General features: G+C 43.6%; 19 protein-coding genes. 11 read left to right on the top strand and 8 right to left on the bottom strand.

What is annotated here, in order from left to right; genetic code table 11:
• The 3 genes from ACP7H9_RS12050 to ACP7H9_RS12060 form a co-directional block, all read left to right on the top strand.
• Positions 1 to 361 (top strand): hypothetical protein (locus tag ACP7H9_RS12050; protein WP_439222817.1); only part of this gene is annotated, 361 nt, incomplete at its 5' end.
• Positions 362 to 423: 62 nt separating this feature from the next.
• Positions 424 to 1386 (top strand): S41 family peptidase, encoded by a 963-nt coding sequence (locus ACP7H9_RS12055; RefSeq protein WP_439222818.1) that lies wholly within the window; start codon positions 424 to 426, stop codon positions 1384 to 1386.
• A gap of 65 nt (positions 1387 to 1451) precedes the next feature.
• A complete protein-coding gene (locus tag ACP7H9_RS12060) occupies positions 1452 to 2414 on the top strand; it encodes a DUF4350 domain-containing protein (RefSeq protein ID WP_439222819.1) in 963 nt (320 codons plus the stop codon).
• 277 nt (positions 2415 to 2691) lie between these two features.
• On the opposite strand, the gene ACP7H9_RS12065 is transcribed toward ACP7H9_RS12060, so the two are convergent.
• Complete coding sequence (locus ACP7H9_RS12065; protein ID WP_439222820.1) at positions 2692 to 3276, bottom strand: LysE family translocator; 585 nt, start codon at positions 3274 to 3276, stop codon at positions 2692 to 2694.
• A 108-nt stretch (positions 3277 to 3384) separates the two neighbouring features.
• Between ACP7H9_RS12065 and ACP7H9_RS12070 the strand changes: the two genes are divergently transcribed.
• The 4 genes from ACP7H9_RS12070 to ACP7H9_RS12085 all read left to right on the top strand — a co-directional run bounded on the left by ACP7H9_RS12070 (position 3385) and on the right by ACP7H9_RS12085 (position 7128).
• Positions 3385 to 3828 carry an Lrp/AsnC family transcriptional regulator gene (locus tag ACP7H9_RS12070; RefSeq protein WP_439222821.1) on the top strand — a complete coding sequence of 148 codons (444 nt, stop codon included), beginning with the start codon at positions 3385 to 3387 and terminating at the stop codon, positions 3826 to 3828.
• A gap of 160 nt (positions 3829 to 3988) precedes the next feature.
• The gene (locus ACP7H9_RS12075) at positions 3989 to 5074 is read left to right on the top strand and encodes a sensor histidine kinase (RefSeq protein WP_439222822.1); all 1086 of its coding nucleotides are present in this window, start codon (positions 3989 to 3991) and stop codon (positions 5072 to 5074) included.
• Positions 5071 to 5805, top strand: a complete 735-nt coding sequence (locus ACP7H9_RS12080) for a LytR/AlgR family response regulator transcription factor (protein ID WP_439222823.1) — start codon at positions 5071 to 5073, stop codon at positions 5803 to 5805. The genes ACP7H9_RS12075 and ACP7H9_RS12080 overlap by 4 nt, the downstream gene beginning before the upstream one ends.
• Positions 5806 to 5958: 153 nt before the next feature.
• A complete protein-coding gene (locus tag ACP7H9_RS12085; RefSeq protein ID WP_439222824.1) occupies positions 5959 to 7128 on the top strand; it encodes an acyltransferase family protein in 1170 nt (389 codons plus the stop codon).
• 147 nt (positions 7129 to 7275) lie between these two features.
• Here ACP7H9_RS12085 and ACP7H9_RS12090 read toward each other — a convergent pair whose 3' ends face one another.
• The 4 genes from ACP7H9_RS12090 to ACP7H9_RS12105 all read right to left on the bottom strand — a co-directional run bounded on the left by ACP7H9_RS12090 (position 7276) and on the right by ACP7H9_RS12105 (position 10842).
• Positions 7276 to 8355, bottom strand: a complete 1080-nt coding sequence (locus tag ACP7H9_RS12090) for a serine hydrolase domain-containing protein (RefSeq protein ID WP_439222825.1) — start codon at positions 8353 to 8355, stop codon at positions 7276 to 7278.
• Positions 8356 to 8498: 143 nt separating this feature from the next.
• Positions 8499 to 8711 (bottom strand): helix-turn-helix transcriptional regulator, encoded by a 213-nt coding sequence (locus ACP7H9_RS12095; protein WP_439222855.1) that lies wholly within the window; start codon positions 8709 to 8711, stop codon positions 8499 to 8501.
• Positions 8712 to 8713: 2 nt separating this feature from the next.
• Positions 8714 to 9133, bottom strand: a complete 420-nt coding sequence (locus tag ACP7H9_RS12100) for a hypothetical protein (RefSeq protein WP_439222826.1) — start codon at positions 9131 to 9133, stop codon at positions 8714 to 8716.
• A 485-nt stretch (positions 9134 to 9618) separates the two neighbouring features.
• On the bottom strand, positions 9619 to 10842 hold the full coding sequence (locus ACP7H9_RS12105) for an acyltransferase family protein (RefSeq protein WP_439222827.1): 1224 nt from the start codon (positions 10840 to 10842) through the stop codon (positions 9619 to 9621).
• 124 nt (positions 10843 to 10966) lie between these two features.
• Between ACP7H9_RS12105 and ACP7H9_RS12110 the strand changes: the two genes are divergently transcribed.
• Entirely contained in the window at positions 10967 to 11854 is an 888-nt protein-coding gene (locus ACP7H9_RS12110; RefSeq protein WP_439222828.1) for a LytTR family DNA-binding domain-containing protein, read from the top strand.
• Between the two features lie 167 nt (positions 11855 to 12021).
• Here ACP7H9_RS12110 and ACP7H9_RS12115 read toward each other — a convergent pair whose 3' ends face one another.
• Both ACP7H9_RS12115 and ACP7H9_RS12120 read right to left on the bottom strand, forming a co-directional pair.
• Complete coding sequence (locus ACP7H9_RS12115) at positions 12022 to 13530, bottom strand: amidohydrolase family protein (protein ID WP_439222829.1); 1509 nt, start codon at positions 13528 to 13530, stop codon at positions 12022 to 12024.
• Positions 13531 to 13614: 84 nt separating this feature from the next.
• Complete coding sequence (locus ACP7H9_RS12120) at positions 13615 to 14646, bottom strand: helix-turn-helix domain-containing protein (protein WP_439222830.1); 1032 nt, start codon at positions 14644 to 14646, stop codon at positions 13615 to 13617.
• A 224-nt stretch (positions 14647 to 14870) separates the two neighbouring features.
• Between ACP7H9_RS12120 and ACP7H9_RS12125 the strand changes: the two genes are divergently transcribed.
• The 3 genes from ACP7H9_RS12125 to ACP7H9_RS12135 are packed head-to-tail and all read left to right on the top strand — an operon-like array spanning position 14871 to position 16380.
• Positions 14871 to 15683, top strand: a complete 813-nt coding sequence (locus ACP7H9_RS12125) for a helix-turn-helix domain-containing protein (protein ID WP_417438857.1) — start codon at positions 14871 to 14873, stop codon at positions 15681 to 15683.
• Between the two features lie 47 nt (positions 15684 to 15730).
• Positions 15731 to 16183, top strand: coding sequence for a carboxymuconolactone decarboxylase family protein (locus ACP7H9_RS12130; protein ID WP_439222831.1), 453 nt, complete (start codon positions 15731 to 15733; stop codon positions 16181 to 16183).
• An 11-nt stretch (positions 16184 to 16194) separates the two neighbouring features.
• The gene (locus tag ACP7H9_RS12135; RefSeq protein WP_081423233.1) at positions 16195 to 16380 is read left to right on the top strand and encodes a YrhK family protein; all 186 of its coding nucleotides are present in this window, start codon (positions 16195 to 16197) and stop codon (positions 16378 to 16380) included.
• A 20-nt stretch (positions 16381 to 16400) separates the two neighbouring features.
• Here ACP7H9_RS12135 and ACP7H9_RS12140 read toward each other — a convergent pair whose 3' ends face one another.
• Positions 16401 to 17762 (bottom strand): bifunctional diguanylate cyclase/phosphodiesterase, encoded by a 1362-nt coding sequence (locus tag ACP7H9_RS12140; protein ID WP_439222832.1) that lies wholly within the window; start codon positions 17760 to 17762, stop codon positions 16401 to 16403.
• Positions 17763 to 17816: the final 54 nt, after the last annotated feature.

The following is a 17816-nucleotide window of genomic DNA, read 5'->3' on the forward strand; positions in this document are numbered from 1 at the left end:
GGCCGGTTGTGTGGTTTATGCGACGCTTACATTATCTTGGCCGGTTGGCCGGTTGTGTGGTTTATGCGACGCTTACATAAAAATAGGTGTCTTTTTAAACCTGCCGCCCCTACTAATGCAGCTTATGGCTCTCCTTAAACTAGAGATTACCCCTATCATTTTCGCAGCATTGTTGTGGGCGAATATCCCACTTCAATACCTTGGTATGGCCTCATTCTTTACTCAGCATCAGGTAACTTTCAACGGATGGGGTGTGAGTCAAGCGTCTCCTGTGGTTTGGTTCTCTATAGTATTGTTTTGGCTGCTTCTGGCTGCTCTTATTAGCTATATAAGCTTGCTAAGGATAACTAGTAAAAGCTGATTTTATTTGTATTCACATTTTAGTGTAACCTAACTTTTTCACTTGGAGTGAGGTTCAAGTCGGTGCTTCTATTTCGCGCTTTTCTGCTCTTACAGCTACTAACATTTTCGACACACGCTCAAGATTCAGTGCGTGGCGAGGATGTAACTCCTGAAGCGACAGCATATGAAGTTCTGGATTTGATGAGGGAGCATGTTGTTACGCGTGACCAGGTAAACTGGCGTGTATTAAAGTCTGATTTGGATAGTATTGAGCGTCCATTTACCAGAGATAATTTACGCGAGGCACTAACTCTCATCTTAAAGCGAGCTGATACTGGCCATACATTTTATAAAAGTTCCGTTGAACCAAAGTTTGTGATGCAAAGAAAGTTTGAATGTGTGGCAACGAATACCTATGACTTGCCTATCATTCCTGGACACATTGGCTACCTTCGCGTCAATAGCTTCAATGCCCCCTCAGAGAAGGCTAAGCTTCGCTATATCAAAGAATTGCGAGATGAGATCAACAGACAGAAAGATCGCGATACAAAAGCCTGGATTATCGACCTCCGGTATAACAAGGGTGGGAATATGTGGCCGATGTTAGCTGGAGTCGCGCCATTGCTAAGCAACGGAGTACATGGTTATTTTGTGAAACCTGACGGCTCCAAAACTGCTTGGGGAACCTATGACGGACAAAGTTTTCTCAATAATCAGTTTATGATTGGAATTGAAAAGCCTCCAGTGGGAGATGCAAACATGCCAATAGCAGTGTTAAGTAGCGAACAAACAGCGAGCTCTGGGGAGTCATTATTAGTCGCTTTTGAAGGGAAACCTAATATCCGCTCTTTTGGCAAACCATCGTGTGGTATGTCGACAGCTAACCACACGTTTAATCTAAGTAATGGGGCGACTTTAAATATTACGACAGCAATTATGGCAAGTAGCACCGGTAGAGTATTCGGTGGCAGAATATCTGTCGACGAAGACTCTAAACGTCCGGTCGAAGATGCGATTCAGTGGATTAATAAAATTGTCGAATAATGACTTCGGCATGCCCGCAACTCGCTTAAGGCGGTCTGACTGTGTCGCACCAAAAGGAATTGTGAGTGAAACTATTGTCTAGGCTTATTTTTCTGTGTTTAGTTTTGGCAATTTCAGCATGCTCTGACAGCTCGCAGCAAGCTGATCCTGATTTTCACCCCCATGGTAGTACAACCAGTTTGATCGCAGATGAGAGCCCGGTTGTCATCGTTGATGAAGCACACAATAATTTTCTTACCATCTCAGGTCGGTATAAACCTTTCGAGCAAGTTTTGTCGAACAATGGTTATAAAGTCAGGTCGAATACTAAAAGTTTCACATCATACCTTTTGAATAGAGCCGATATTCTAGTAATTGCCAATGCACTAGATCGTAATAGAAGTGACTGGCAACCACCGTTTGGCAGTGCATTAGATGATGATGAAGTTGATAACATCAAAAAGTGGGTTAGTGATGGAGGTTCACTTTTGTTAATCGCTGACCACACACCGTTTCCAAAAGTTGTCGAAAATCTCGCACTCGCCTTCGGTTTCGAATTTAGTAATGGGCATGTTGGGTCTTATGTATTTCGGAGTGCAGATAACACTCTCGCTGAGCACACGATAACAACCGGTACCAGCAATAATTCGTCACCAGAGCCGCTTATGCCTTTTCCTAAGCAAGCGTTGAATGAGAAGAGCCCACCTTTCGGTCAAGTAACGCAAGTAAAGACCTTTGGCGGATCTGCATTCAAAGCTCCTGATGAAGCAACGTCATTGTTAACAATTGGGCAGGGTGCTGTGTCTATAGAGCCGCTCATACCATTTCAGGTTACTTCGTCGACACCTCGAATATCAATGAATGGCTGGAGCCAGGGAGCCGTTCTAAAATTCGGAAAAGGGCGTGTAGCCGTATTCTCTGAGGGTATGATGTTTTCGTCACAAGTGGATCTTAAAACAGGTAAAAAATATGGTTTAAGAGCCGTTGGAGCTGAACAAAACGAGCAATTTCTCCTCAATATCCTGTTTTGGCTTTCGAGTGCTAATTAATCGCGAAACACGCTGGTTTTCAGGGTTTTCATCGATAAAGAAGATACTAAATGAAGTTTCCACTACTCACAGCTCGTATCGGACTGACTGTTTAGTGCCAAGAACGTACATTGACGCTTTAACCACGTACGATTTAATCGTCACTGAGGCTCTCTCTATTGTTTCCGAGAAATCATTAGTTGTTTTTCTGACAATCTCAGAAGATGGGTCTGCGGCAAAATGAGCAAATATGAGCAGTAAATCATCTCTGTATATAAATCATGAAGGCCGCAGAACATTAAACCAGCATCGGCAAAGTAGAGCCGACCAAGATCAACGCCATACTCCAGTTAAAAAGGCGCATGTGCAATTCCTGCTTTAACACTCGACTGATTTTTTTGCCTGCGTATGCCCAAATAGAGGCGGAAGGCATATTCACAAATATAAACGCCAGTGTGACCAAAGTCAGTCCAAACAAACTTGCTGTCGGGTTATAAAGGCTCACCGCTGATAAAGCCATCGTCCAACCTTTTGGATTTATCCATTGAAATAAAACTGCGGCCGAGAACGTCATCGGCTGATATGAAGCGCTCTCCACTTGCGGACGACTACGCGCAATTTTTAATGCAATGTAAACTAGAAACACGCCACAAATCACGCGCAGCGCATCATGAATTTTAGGGAAAGTCTTAAAAACCTCGGCTAAACCCAGCCCCACTAAAAAAATCATAAGGCCAAAGCCAAAGATAACACCCAACATATGGGGGATAGTCCGTCTAAAGCCTACGTTGGCACCCGAAGCCATGAGCATCATGTTATTAGGGCCCGGTGTAAAGGTAGAAACAAAAGCGAACAGCACAAGCGCCAGTAATGACTGATCCATGACAGCAACCTTTTTCAGTAAGATATGGCGCATAGAATAACTGGAATTCTATGGAATTTTGTGCTTTTATTGCCAATAATGAAGGAAATTAAGAAACGATGTTCTCTTATGGATAAGTTTGACGAAAAGATATTGCAAGAACTGAAAAGCGATGGGCGAATTTCCAATATCAAACTGTCAGAGCGTATTGGATTATCGCCGTCGGCAACATTTCGGCGAGTACAGGAACTTGAACGCAAGCGCGTTATCAAAGGCTATCGCGTAATTTTAGACCCTGAGCAGCTCCAAATCGGTTTTGTCGCATTCGTCACCATTGGCTTAAGTGACCACCGCAGAAGCTCGCAGCTAGCTTTTGAGCAACACGTTGCAAATGTACCCGAAGTCGTTGAGTGCCACAACGTAACAGGAACCCACGAATATCTGTTACGCGTTGAGGCAACTGACCTCAAACATTTTCAACGCATACACTCCAACGTGCTGGGTGAGTGCCCACATGTCAATGCCATCACCACAATGGTTGTGATGGAGTCATCAAAAGATCAGCACAATTGAATTAGGCAGAAACCGAAGGTCCCTTCCTCGCTCAAAGCGGAAATCAGTAATGCACTTTATGCTATTAGTCCCTCAATTTTGCGTCTGGTCACAATTAAGTTGATCAATAAGGCTGTTCTCTTAATATGGCTTAAATCTGATAAAGTTGAGAGTTTATTTTATGCTTAGCTCGTGGAAAAGAACCTTACGTTACGGGCTAATATGGACCCTTCTTGGCGTTTACCTGAGCATAGCCAGAACAACCGAACAAGCAGACAATAATATACCCTGGTGGGTTATCTGGTATACGGAGATGACCGCGGCTTATCTGCTCGGGTTGATTTTTCCGTTAGTAAAAAAATACTATGAGTTGTCTTATTTTAGTCATTGGTCGACGCTTGGCCAATGGCTGCGGCATATTGCTATCTTACCTTTTATTATTTTGCTGATATGTGTGTTAATGGATATTGTTCGTTATCCATTCTATGCCAATCTGCCCGCAGCCTATGGCATGGATCACTATCTGTGGCTCAACGAGCATTTCTCAAAGCGAATCTTGTTGGAGTGGCCGCGTATCGGTGTGATTTATCTATCTATGGTACTCGCCATTTTTTATCGGAAGGAGGAACTAAAGCGAGGGAAAGAGAAACAGCGAAGCATGCAAGTGCAAAGCGAGTTAAGCAGCGTAAAACTGTTGCAGCTTAAGTCTCAGCTGCGTCCGCACTTTCTGTTCAATACATTGAATATGATTTCGGAAAAAATAGTGACAGATCCTCTGTTGGCAGAAGGACTTCTACAACAGCTGTCTGACTTGCTTCGTTACTATCTGGCTCAGTCAGAAACCTCCCAGGTGAAGTTGTCACAGGAAATGACTATTTTGCATAGTTATTTGGCTATCCTACAAAAACGGTTTCCCTCTCAAATCCATTATGAGGAAAGCATAGCGGATGAGTTACTGCATCAGAATGTACCTTCGATGTTGTTGCAACCGGTTCTGGAAAATGCGGTGATGCATACCATTCACCGCAGCCGTGGTGAAGTATTAATCGCGTTGAAAATAGTAATGCATGAAGGAAATATTCATATTGAGATGACCAATACCCTGCCGACTGCTGAACCGGCATCAGAATCTTTAGGTATTGGCCTGAAAAGTGTCCAAAAACAACTGGAATTGTTGTACGGCGACGAGGGCGAGTTGACGCTCGACGTCGGTCATAATCGAGCACGGTTGGAGATCGTGTTTCCCGCCACAAGGGCAGAGGCATGACGATCCTTATCGCTGATGATGAAGCTCCTTCACGGGAAAAGCTTAAGCGCATGTTAAGTCAATTAGCGCCAGACCATGGCATTATTGAGGCAAGAGACGGGCTTGAAGCAATGGAGCTGATTGAGCAGCAGAAGCCTGACATTTTAGTGCTTGATATTCATATGCCGGAAATGACTGGGCTTGAAGTGGCACTGGAGATTGGAGATAGGTTCCCCGTTATATTTGTTACCGCTTATGACGAGTACGCTATAAGAGCCTTTGAACTGTTTGCCGTTGACTATTTACTTAAACCTTATTCTCTACAAAGGCTGGACGTTGCCATACAGAGAGCCTACTCGCGTATTGATAAGCCCGCTATAATACCGAGCAAAGAGCTTCTGGCCTTAGCAAAAAATTTGTCACCCCAACACGCGCCACGCATATTGGTTCGAACTGGTGAGCGAATGTTGCCGTTATCTATCTCTAGCATTAACTGGATTGCCAGCATGGGCAACTATCTGGAGCTGCATACCGAAGACAGCAAGTTTATCGAACGCGATACAATGAATAATTTCCTTTCCCGTTTAGATTCTCGTTTCATTCGAGTTCATCGCAGCTTTTCAGTTAAGCTGGACGAGGTCCGTAAGGTTGAAGCGGTATTTAAAGGCGACTATCAACTGACTATGAGCGATGGCAACACGGTCAAATTGAGTCGCCATTATCGCGACGCCTTCTTTTCAAGATTTGCGTAAGGATTGTCCACCTTTCGATCTTTTATGGCCTCTTAACCTGCTTATCACATAGTTTTGCGACTGGTCACAAATTGGCGGTAGACCTATTTATTGAATGCCATTATCAAAGCCTGTTAATAAATTGTCGTCTACGATGTAGGCAGGAGCCTGGTAATGAACGTCGAGCATCAACGGTACTATGAACTGGACTGGCTAAGGGTATTGGCGTTTTTCTTATTGATACTTTTTCATGCTGGGATGGCGTTTAATACTTGGGGCTGGCATATTAAAAATACAGAGCAAAGTGAGTGGTTAACTGATTTGATGTACTTTCCCCATCAATGGCGTATCCCTTTGCTTTATCTTATTTCGGGGACGGGGATCTGGTTTAGCCTTAATAGTCGGGGAATAGTACGGTTTATTAAGGAGCGTGCTACACGGCTGATATTGCCACTTATATTTGGCATTCTGGTGGTCGTTCCTCCACAGATATACGTGCAGCGATTGACTGAGGGAATGACTCTATCTTACTGGCAATTTTACCCTCGTTTTTTTGATGGAATTTACCCAGAAGGTAATTTTTCCTGGCATCACCTTTGGTTCGTTGTGTACCTGGTTGCCAGTATTATTGTTCTGTTACCACTGTTTAGCTGGATACGAAAACAGAATAGTCAAGGTCGGTTGAACTTGCTATACCGTATTACCTGCCATCCGTACGGCATTCATTTATTCGCGGTGCCTATTGTTGCGGCCGATTGGTTTCTGGCGCCTATTTTCCCCCCAACTGACCAGTATCTGATTGGCGACTGGACCCGTTTCAGTGTACTGACAATGATATTGCTTATCGGCTTCTTATTTTGCTCGAACCAGAAATACTGGAGAGTTTTACTTGATTCCCGTCGCACCTTTTTGGTGACTGGTATTGGACTCTTCGCAATACGCTATTTGGTGTTATTTAGTATGGTGACAATACCCGACTCCGGCTTGATTCATCGCCTGTATGACTTTATTAACGTTGGCTCAAGCTGGATGATTATATTAGCCGCACTAGGTTATGGTCGACGCTATTTAACCTTTTCCAACCGTTTCCTCACTTACTGCAATGAAGCGGTTTATCCCTTCTATATTTTGCATCAGACCGTAACCCTCATAGCCGTGTATTTTTTAGTACCACTAACGTTGCACTGGTTTACCAAATTTGCTTTGGTCACAGTCAGCACCGTTGTGGTGACCTGGGGGATATATCACTACCTAATCAGACCTTATAATCCTACTCGCTTTGTATTTGGTCTGAAACTACAGAAGTCTGAGTCAAAACTTCCTAAGAAAGTTTGTGAAACTTAGTTGTTCTTATTGGTAGTTTTGATATTTCGCTACTGGCTCGAAGCTGAGAGTCTGTTGTGAGCGAACAGCAGAAGTAACGAAAAAGTCAGCAACGCTATGGCGAGTTTTTAATTTTCCGATTTATTAAAATATATCGACGACACAAATTTACTGCCTACGCAAAATCCGAACAATGCGGTTATAGATGATACCCGATAGGCCCGTGGCCTTGCCGCCGATGATATTTGCGGTTCCCCAGGTGTCTCCGCCAGTTGTATTCACAAACTGAACCACGACTGTGTCAATATCTTCATGATAACGTGCAATACTGTGGTAACCTGGGACCCAACCGGTATGTCCATATTTATAAATTGAGGAGTAGGTTGCTTGCTCGTCGTTATTGAGCAGTGAGCCGTCATTTAAGGCGCGCAAGAAAAGTCCAACATCCTCTGCTGTGGCGATCATTGATCCACCGGGTATTACATGATCAAGCTGTCTGAGATCGTCGTCGTATTCATACCAATAACCGCTGGCAACACTGTCATATTCGACTTGGCTGAGCAAGCTGTACGTATTCGTGAGCCCAAGAGGAGCCAATATTTCTTCAGCGATATATTCATGGTGGCTGTAGCCCAGTACGTTGTCCAGAATACGGCCAAGCAGCAGATAGTTTGTATTAGAGTAACTGGTCCGTGCGTCAGGTTCGAAATCCGCTGGTTCATCCAGGACGAGTTCCAGAGCTTTGTTGATGTCCGTCTGCGAAGCGAACCAATCCCATGCTTCATCATCCGTGAAATTTGGAATGCCGCTGCGATGCTGCACCAACATTCGCAGAGTAATTTGATCGGTATATTCAATCCTGCCAGCAAGATTAGGCAAATAATCCTCTAACGTTTTATCTAGCGACAAACTCCTGTTATTGACCAATTTGGCAACCGCCGTGGCGATATATAGTTTGCTGATACTGCCAATTCTAAAGAATGCGTGCGGGTTAGCCGGTTCTTTAGTCATTTTATTTTTCCAGCCTGCAGTATAAACCTGTGGTGGCCTTCCTGCCTGATCGACATAGACGATTATGCCATCCAGTCCCTGCTCAACTGCATCATCTACCTGTTCTTGCACCGTATCAGGTAATGGCGCTAACCAAATAGGCAATAAATCCAAAGGGGCAACTGCGATGGTTATGGTGATAGCGACGATCGGCATGATAATTCGAAGTTTACGGGTTAAACTATTCTGCTTTTTCACTTGGAGTCCCTTTCAGCGCCAGGATAGCCATTATTTCGTGGTTTACCTCTTTTCAAAAATAGCACACTTATTAAAATTTCTACGAAATTCATCTGGCTTATCATTTTGTTCCAAATAACCTGCTTTGAACGGGACTCCGTAATTCATGCATCACTTTCGAACCAAAATACATCTACAAGGCTGATATTAAATACCCTCGCTATGCGAAACGCAGTTTCTAAAGATGGTGAATAACGGCGTAGCTCAATCGCGGCTATCGTTTGTCGTGTGACACCTACTCTTTCTCCCAGCTCTCCTTGTGTCATATCACCGTTTTCCGCCCGCAATTCTCTTACCCGGTTCGCGACTGGCAACATCATTAATAACCTCTCCGAAAGCTCCAAATTTGCACTGCGTACTCCACAACTTGCGACACGACTAAACTTAATAAGCAACTATAAAATAGTAGGTTGCCATCGCTGACGAAAAGAAACAGCATTAATGAACCGACCACACCGCTGCTCAGCACAATACCAGCGACTGCTTTACCCCTACGAAAAAATGCTTTATCTCGCTCGTCTGTTTGCTGGTCGGCTTCTTTGACATTCGTAACGGCTAAAATAATTTGTCCAACCACGCTCACTACTATAAAAACTACCGTGACCTGGATAAACATCGGTAAGACTGGGGGAACTTGCGCTTGTACTAGGTATGTTTGGACAACCTCAAAGGTCATGTAGCTCCCGATGACTAGTGTCGCGAGCAACATCAGCCATGCTGATTTTTCTTTGAAAGCCATTATCCACTCCTTAATGTTAAAATTTTTTAACATTACAAAATTATATTGAGCTCCGCTTTATGTCAAATTTTATTAACATTAGAGTGGATTTTATTAGTTCAGTATCTTGCTGTTGAGACTTCCCGACATTATTTATGGTAAAAAGATCAGCTCAATAACAAAAAAATAAGAAACTAACTACTATCCGGTTATTTTCGTTCTAGCGCTGTTTCGCCTCGCCAAGAGCGCTCCCTAACTTCCGCTCTTGGCACAAAAGCTGAAGGTCCCTAATGAGCGATAAGCAGACCTCTAATTTTCAGTCTACTTAAACTATAGATTTCGCTAATTAGGGGTTATTTATTGAGCTGTTTACCAACGCTAATCTGTCCTTCAGCTAAGAACAATTAGAATATTTAACACTAACAATGGTATTGACTGACAGGAGCCAATACTGCCGATTTGGTCGGTCGTTATCCGTTGGAAATTCGCAGTTCTCTTACTTACACTTAAAACAAAATCTCTAAGCCAATTGGAACACTGCAACAAAAAGTGAAAGCCTGCACGCACTTCTCTAAACGCTGACTTCGCAGAGATACTGGCATTCCGAAGGCCGGGCGTAACACATTAGAGCGTTCAATCGTGATCAATATTGAAAAGCAGAGCATCAATACAAATAAGGTGCTTAATAAAAAATGTTGAAATAGTGGTATCTCCGGCGCATAGCTGGACAGAAGAAATGCCACAACGATACTGACACTTTGGTGAATGATATAAAGTGGGAACACCAGAGTGTTTAGTCGCGTAATTTGAGGCTTAGCGTGGTTAAACCATTTGTAAACTGCTGCGACAATCGCGATCGGCATAACCGTCCGGTTAAGAATGTACCCGAACTCAGCAATGAATATGATAAATTCATTCGGGTTTTCGGATTTCCATACAAAAAAGAAGCCTATCTGCACCGCAATTAAGCTAAGAACGGCCAACGATATCAGCACTTTTGCATGTTCAGATATCTGGTTCCAAAAGTTTAGATATCGACCAAGTGAAAACCCAACAAAGAACCAAACCAATCCGTAAGATTCTCTTACCAAGTCACCTGAAAAGGCTTCTTGAATAAACAATGCTAAGACGAATATCGCTAGTAGAATTAACCATATTTTCTTTGCTATAGCGGCTAAAACTCGTTTACCAATAGTCGTCGCTAACAAAGGTGAAATTAATATTGCCAGTAGACTGTATTGCCACAATGATCGGAGAAACCAAAGGTGATTTACATCAATGCTCGGCCAGATCCCTGCTGTGAAATTCCTGAACATTTCACCCTGTTGAAAAAACAACGCATAAGTGAACTCTGAATAACTCAGCGGCATTTCGCTCGCTTGTGACATTTCAATATAAAGCTGGGGGGGAACAATCAAAAGTACACCAATTAAAAGCGGGAAAAGCAATTGTGACGTCCGCTTCAACAATGCATATGGGATCGATATTTTGGTAATCATGAAACTTAACGCAATCCCAGATATCAACCACAATAGTCCCATGCGCCAGGGAGACGTCACTACCATTAAGTTTTGTAAAAAGACCCATTCCGTTTCGACCTTATAGTGAAATCCCCAGTCAGGTACGTAGATCATTGCGTGGTGAAACATAACCAATACAGCTATAGCTACCACTCGTAGCGTATCAATTGCAGGTATTCGACCTTCTACGAAATTTTTAGTTGTATTCATGTGTGATTTCCGTGTTAGATATACACGGATCTTTTACTTGAAACGCATCATCTTGTCGTCGCTAACACCTTGTTATGACAGTTAAAAGTGATGAGCGGTTGAAAATAGGGGCTAACGAATTGTCGTGAGAATAAATAAGCAATGGTTTCAGACTCATAAAAGGCTGGTTGAGCTAATTTTGTTGTTCGCAATTTTCTCAATAAATGGGCTGATAAACGCGACGACAGTATTAATGCAAGATATGCGGGGAAACGAGAGCGCATTTTTGACCTGGGAGCCTTTCGTCTGGGAACTATCAAGTGCTTACTCGACGCTATTGTTATTCCCACTTATTGCATTGTTTACTGAGCACTTCAGCTGGCAATGGAAGTACCCATTGAAATCTTTTTTGAGATATACAGGTGCAGCAATCGTTTTCAGTCTATTACATGTCTGCACGATGGTTCTTGTAAGAGAGTTTGCTTACGGCTTCACCGCATCAGAATATGATTTCGCAACAAATACAAATACTTTTGTATTTGAGCTATTCTATGAAATACGAAAAGACGTTTGGAGCTTCACATTCTTTGTCGTTGTAATTGAAGTCTATCGTTACGCACTTTATCAGTGGTTAGGTGATACCAAGCCAATTTTTCAATCTTCAGTGCCTCCCGCGGAAAGTCATAACGTTCTACCTGAAGTCCTACTAGTAAAGAAAACGGGAAAAGAGTTTTTGATAAAGACGAGAGAGGTGCAGTGGGCAGAATCTGCAGGAAACTACATCAATCTCCGTATTGACGAAGCCATTTATCCGATGCGAATTACAATGGCAGACTTCGCCGAGCAAGCAAAATTCTATGGTTTTGTTCGCACGCATCGTTCACAAGTCATCAACACCCATTGGATAGAACATATTAAGAAACTCCCCTCTGGTGATGCAGACATCAAAATGAGAGACGGCACCGTGCTTAAATTATCCAGACGTTTTAAAAAGGAGTTTGACACGTTTGTGACTTCGCTTTCCACTACGTAAGTTGAAATGGGAATAGAGTTCTTCGTTATCTGAACATTCAAAAGCCTAAAGATGCCCCCCGTTTTTTCGTGCAAATACTGCCAGTGACGCCGTAGATCTTGAGATAGCCAATATAACGATTTAATCAACCTATTCCCGGATATTCGCAACCGTAACTAACTCACGGTCTAATCATTAATCCCTTCGTTTGCGTCCCGAACCGCTTTTAACATAGCTTGAGTGTCCTTCGGAGAGTACCAACGTCCGTTAGACATAACGCCCGAAATTGCTCTGGTATTGTCGATATCCACCAGCGGATTACTATTCAGTACCACAAGGTCTGCCTGGTAACCTGCAGCAACGACGCCCGTTTTTAACCCCATCCACTGTGCGGTTTCAGCCGTCGCGCTTCTCAATGCCTCCGCTGGTTTATAGCCGGTACGAACCAGCGCAGCAAGCTCGTCGTGCATGGAAAACCCGGGAACCATTACAGGCACATTTGCATCAGTACCCGCCAGAACCTTGACCCGATTATCGCGCATAGCCTGCAAAAGTATCTGGTTGGCTTTTGCGTAAGCTTTCCAATAACGCTGATTACCGGGAACACGCTCTTCAGGATAGTCTTCCGGTAAACGATAAATGTTTACTTCGGGCAGCCACCCCATGACTTTAATACTTGGGTGTAGAGCCTCCGCAATTCCGCGGTTTACATGCTCTACGTGAACATGACTCAGTGCACTTTCTACGCTCATTTTCTGTGCAGGAAAGCTTTCGACAAGCGCCAGAGTAGAAACCACCGCCATATTATTCTCTGCCAGACGGCTTGCTATGTCGGTACTACGCTTTTCTACAAACTCCAGAAAGACCTCAGTATTATCGCGGCCATAGCCACCAAATTCACGGTCCAGGGCTTTAACAAACTCTTCAACATGGGCTATTTCTTTCAGGTTCGATGGCCAAAGCTCTGAAAGTGGCAGGTTATATGGAATATGCCCTAAAATTTGTATATCGCTATTACCCGCCTCCTCGTTAAAAGCAAAGAAGTGGTCATTGCTTAAAAGCGTGTAAATTTTTATGGCATCGTAGCCTGCGTCTTTAATCTCGTTTACCCGCTCAGGTATATCGTCGATATCGGCTACCGGGTTTATTTTTGCAGCCCAACGGTCGAACAAGCCAGCAATACCACTTGAGCTATTATGACGTCGGGTTGCCACAAATAAGTCCGGCCCCGGCCGTCCTGATGCAATTTCAGCACGCCATTGCAGGTGCTCTTCACTACCATTGAGCTCACGTACATGGGTGACGCCATTAGCCAGATACAACAACAAGTCATTCGGGCTTTGCCATAAGTGCACATGCGCATCAATAAGGCCGGGAATTATAAACTTACCCGTGCCATCAATGACTTGCGCATCCTCAGGTAATGAGAGGTCGCTCCCCACTTTTGTTATTTTGCCTTCTTGAATCAATACCGTCTGATTAGGCAGCATGTACTGTCCATTATCTGACAACACGTTTGCGTTGGTAATGGCGTAAGCGTCCTGAGTTTTTGCATAAAGCGCAGGGTCTACAACAGGAACATATTCTCCCCAGGCTTTATTCACCTGGTAGTACATAACACCGAAACTGGTCGCGCTGAGAGCAAGCAATAAAACAATTAACCACAAACCGAGTTTCTTTAAGTTTAAAGCTTTCATAACTAATTACCTTTGGTTCTGATAAGTGCATTCAGAATAGAAAGGCAACCCAATAAAAGCTGATCGATTATGAAAAATATCGCGTCAATTTTGAAAATTCTGAAGGTTTTTGCGAAATTGAGACGGCGTCACTCCGGTTTCTTTTTTGAAGGCACGATTAAAAGGCGGTAAAGAGTTAAACCCGTTATTCAGAGCAATGGTTAAAATGGGAAGGTGATCGTTATCTCGTTTTGAGAAGCAGTCCATCACGCCTTTAAGCCGGAAAGAGTTAATGTAATGACTGAAGTTAGTGAAGCCCGTTTGGGTGTTTATCAAGGCTCTCAATTTATGCTCTGCTACCCCCAGCTTTTTGGCCAAATCAGCAATGGTCAGAGCTTCTTCTAAATACACCTTGTCTTGTGTCATTAGCTTGTCGAGTTCGGCCAGTATTCTTTTATCCGCTGCTGACAATTGCTTCTTCTGAGAAGCGTTCCGATAAAAAGTCAGCGCCGACGTGTCACCCTTTAATACCCAAAGGCTCATGGAAAAAATGGGAAGCCAGACGCTCAGTGCATTAATTGTAGACTGGGAGCTATGCAACCAAACAGACCCCACCAAAACCGCGACCAAAATAGACGCTGAAATAATGAATAGAAAATAAAGTCGATAGGTGCGCCGGGCTTCAATTAAGTCGTCGTTACGGCCGCTTAGCGTAACGAACACCATATGTGCCACCAGACAAAGTGTCAGAGTAATAATAACAACAGGCCACCACGTAGGCAGCTCGTTCAACCAACCCAACCAAACAGCCCGCTCCACCAGCATAGAACCGCTAACTGCAATTAAAGCCAGCCAATGGAACTTTCCCGGCCTGAAATCTCGATGAAAAAGGGTTAACACAAATACCCAGGTAACCGGCAAAAGCAAAGTATCCAGTAACCGAAAGGGAACTTGCCACACCATAGGAAGCGCAAATTCAGCGGGCATAGAACCAAGCAGAAAGCTTGCCAGGCAGAGGTTTGTAGCCACCATTAAAGTACAGCGTCTGGAACGGGGCAGATCTTTAATTACCAGCACCGTCATAAGCAACAACAAGCCCAGTGCGGAAAACCGGATGAATGCGTCAATCAAGAACATAAGCCTGTGCCTTGGGCTGTCCTGAGAATCAGTATCTTTAGTTAAATTATAACCAGCCTTGAGATAAAATCTGAAAATTAATCTAACCCGGCTTTGTCTTCCAAAATCAGCTCACCGTTAAGACTATGTAAAGCTATTCGGTAATTGCCAGCAGTCGCTGTCTACTTGGGCTATTTGTTCCAATCGGTTATTATTTATTCACATACACTTCGAAGGTTGCCTGCATGTCACACAACAAATTTGACATTATACCTGCTGCCAGCTTTTCTAATATTGGGTTAGAAATGATTCCGCCGTTTCCAGGCCTCTCCAGCTGGGTTCAGTGCTTGTGGGTTAATAATGACTTAAAAAACAGTTCGCGCCATGTTGAAGAAAAACTCTATCCCGATGCGGGGTCCAGTTTAACTTTTGAAATACGTAATACTCGGATCAATGCTCGTTATTTTCACCATACTCGAGTCGTTACTCACCGTTGGGATACATCAACAAGGTACATTAGCGTACGATTCCGCCCGGGAGGCGCGAAAGCACTGCTGAGGCTGGACATCGATGATTCGCAGAACATCGAAATAGAGTTGCTCGACACAGCCTTTTCTCAACAACTCAGTTTACAGCCATTAATGGACATGCTGCCCACTCTATCGGCAGACCAACAAGTACAGGCGGTACAAAACTGGTTACTGACGCTGAGTTATCGTGCTCAAGAACCGAATCGTAAGTGGTCGACTTTATTGGCTCATGCGTCCACCTATTTAATACCGCCTCAGCAACTGGCATTACAGAATGGATTTAGTCGACGCACACTGGAAAGGCAATTGCGCAAATACTTAGGTTTTACACCAAATCAGCTACACGGCTTTGCTCAAATTCGAGCCGCCCGACAATATTTGATTTTGACACCAGACAGTCTCAGCGACATTGCTCTTGCCTGTGGCTACTTCGATCAAGCGCACTTTACAAATGCTTTCCGTGAGCAAACCTTGGAAACGCCACTGCAATACCGCCAAAGAAAAATGTCGCAAATCTCCAATCGATAGCTAGCGAATGTTCCTAAAGTATCCGGAGTTAATCTTTGGAGGACATTATGCAACACCGAATTTCACAATCTTCACTTTATAAACAATGCCCGCGCCTGGTGACTCATTTAACCGCGTTAGGCGATGTACCGGAATCAGTAAATCTGTCTCCGCAACTTCTGCATCTCGTCAGACTGCGCGCATCACAACTAAACCACTGTGGCTTTTGTCAGAAAATGCATACCGATGAAGCCCGAGCTGATGGTGAACTCCAGTCAAGGCTAGATGTGCTTCCGGCCTGGAAAGAATTATCGTGTTTTACCGCAGAAGAACGGGCTGCTTTGGCCTGGACGGAAGCACTAACGCTAATCAACCATGTAGAAATCACAGATGCTGTCTTTCAGTCGGCACTGAATGCTTTTGGAGAAAGTGGGTTAATTGAATTGACCACGGTCATAGTACAGATAAATAGCTGGAATCGTATTGCGGTGAGTTTCCGTTTCCAACCCGACATAAAATAATGGGTCGTAGTATGAAAGCAACTTTCTTACAGCGCCTTCAAAAAAACACATTAGGGATATTGGCTAGCTTGTCGTTCTTCTTTGGGAGCATGCTATTTCTACCCACTTTCGCAAGCTATGCAACGGTCGGTGTGTGGCTCTTCATGACAGGATCAGCGTTGATGTTTATCGATATTATTCGCTCACTAAATGATTAGTGGGCGAATAGACCAGCGAGTCAATTACTGGACCAAGACACTCTATTTCTTCCATCTCTTTTACTTTTATAAAGAGCTAAATCGGCCTTTTTGTAGGCGCTGTTAAATTCATCTTCAGCCTTTAACTCTGTCGCACCAATCGAGACCGTGACCTTAATAGACTGATTTTTATCAATAGTAATAGCGTTGCCCTCAATCGCTGTGCGCACTTTTTCCAAAACTCTTTCGGCTTTCTCTCGGGGAAGATCAGTCAAAAGCAGGGCAAATTCTTCTCCGCCAACCCGCGATACGCAATCACTAATACGTACAAGTCCAGCTATTTTACGAGCCGTTTGCTGCAAAACCTCATCACCTGCGTCATGACCGTAGTTATCATTTACTTTTTTAAAATGATCAACATCGATGATGGCAAAGCAAGTAACATTTGCGAACTTATTATCGTTGGGCTCCAGCTCTTCAAATCTCTCAGTAATAAACAACCGATTCGACAGTCCGGTTAAAAAATCGGTATAAGCAAGTTTCTCTAACCTCTTAGTCTTAGACGAGTTAATAATAATAGTCTCAATAGCAGAGCAAATTAAACTCATTAACTCAATATCGAGCTCGGTAAACGGTGTAAGCCGTGTCTCAGGACTAGTGAAGTTTAACGTTCCCCAGGTTATCCCATTAACTCTTATAAGCAGCCCCAGGTAGGTTTGCAGTTGAAATTTTTCATAGCAGGGGTGGCCTGAATATTCGTCGCTTTCAGAAGCATGCGTAGTTGTAATGACCTCATTAGCCGTCAACGTCACCGAGCAATAAGTATCGCCTAACGGAAAAGTTGTTTCAGCAGGGATATCTGCTGTTTCCGAGTACGAATATTTAACCGTGTAAGTATCATTCTCAACATGGCTTACAAGCCCTGTTTGAACATTTAAATAATGACAACCCAGTTTAAGCAAGTTATTGATACGTTCGGTTGATAATACCTGTGACTGGCAATTTACTACATCGTGAACCGCTCGCAGCACTTCGGCTGCACTCGCATATTCGGTCACATCGTTTATAACCGCGAAAAATCCATTAACTTTTTTACTCAAGCCTTCAAAGTTAGGAACATACTTGATATCCAGTTGAATAGTGCGCCCGTCTCTCAGGTTCACTTTATCAGTAAAGCCTATTTCCTCGCCTTTCAGTACTCGATCATGAAGCTCCGAAATTTTTCCATAAGACTCTTCCCCAACAACCTCGGCAATACTCTTACCTTTAATGTTTTTGAGTTTTACACCGAAAAAACCCTCATAGGCAGTGTTGACGAATTTGTAACGACGCTCATTATCCACAAAGGCAAGCAGGTAGGGCAGCACGTTTGATAACTTCTTAAAGGAGCGATCTACTTTCATGATTTGGCTCGAATTTCTGCTGAGTCATTCTAATTTTAGCATACACAGGTGTTT

The sequence above is a fragment of the Idiomarina sp. ST20R2A10 genome, assembly GCF_051842345.1.
GTDB lineage: Bacteria > Pseudomonadota > Gammaproteobacteria > Enterobacterales > Alteromonadaceae > Idiomarina > Idiomarina loihiensis.

Bases quoted from the DNA above. Each gene is read 5' to 3' on its own strand.
- ACP7H9_RS12095 (WP_439222855.1), bottom strand. From the start codon at position 8,711: ATGTTGCCAGTCGCGAACCGGGTAAGAGAATTGCGGGCGGAAAACGGT.
- ACP7H9_RS12120 (WP_439222830.1), bottom strand. From the start codon at position 14,646: ATGTTCTTGATTGACGCATTCATCCGGTTTTCCGCACTGGGCTTGTTG.
- ACP7H9_RS12125 (WP_417438857.1), top strand. From the start codon at position 14,871: ATGTCACACAACAAATTTGACATTATACCTGCTGCCAGCTTTTCTAAT.
- ACP7H9_RS12065 (WP_439222820.1), bottom strand. From the start codon at position 3,276: ATGGATCAGTCATTACTGGCGCTTGTGCTGTTCGCTTTTGTTTCTACC.
- ACP7H9_RS12070 (WP_439222821.1), top strand. From the start codon at position 3,385: ATGGATAAGTTTGACGAAAAGATATTGCAAGAACTGAAAAGCGATGGG.
- ACP7H9_RS12100 (WP_439222826.1), bottom strand. From the start codon at position 9,133: ATGGCTTTCAAAGAAAAATCAGCATGGCTGATGTTGCTCGCGACACTA.
- ACP7H9_RS12085 (WP_439222824.1), top strand. From the start codon at position 5,959: ATGAACGTCGAGCATCAACGGTACTATGAACTGGACTGGCTAAGGGTA.
- ACP7H9_RS12135 (WP_081423233.1), top strand. From the start codon at position 16,195: ATGAAAGCAACTTTCTTACAGCGCCTTCAAAAAAACACATTAGGGATA.
- ACP7H9_RS12115 (WP_439222829.1), bottom strand. From the start codon at position 13,530: ATGAAAGCTTTAAACTTAAAGAAACTCGGTTTGTGGTTAATTGTTTTA.
- ACP7H9_RS12080 (WP_439222823.1), top strand. From the start codon at position 5,071: ATGACGATCCTTATCGCTGATGATGAAGCTCCTTCACGGGAAAAGCTT.
- ACP7H9_RS12075 (WP_439222822.1), top strand. From the start codon at position 3,989: ATGCTTAGCTCGTGGAAAAGAACCTTACGTTACGGGCTAATATGGACC.
- ACP7H9_RS12130 (WP_439222831.1), top strand. From the start codon at position 15,731: ATGCAACACCGAATTTCACAATCTTCACTTTATAAACAATGCCCGCGC.
- ACP7H9_RS12105 (WP_439222827.1), bottom strand. From the start codon at position 10,842: ATGAATACAACTAAAAATTTCGTAGAAGGTCGAATACCTGCAATTGAT.
- ACP7H9_RS12140 (WP_439222832.1), bottom strand. From the start codon at position 17,762: ATGAAAGTAGATCGCTCCTTTAAGAAGTTATCAAACGTGCTGCCCTAC.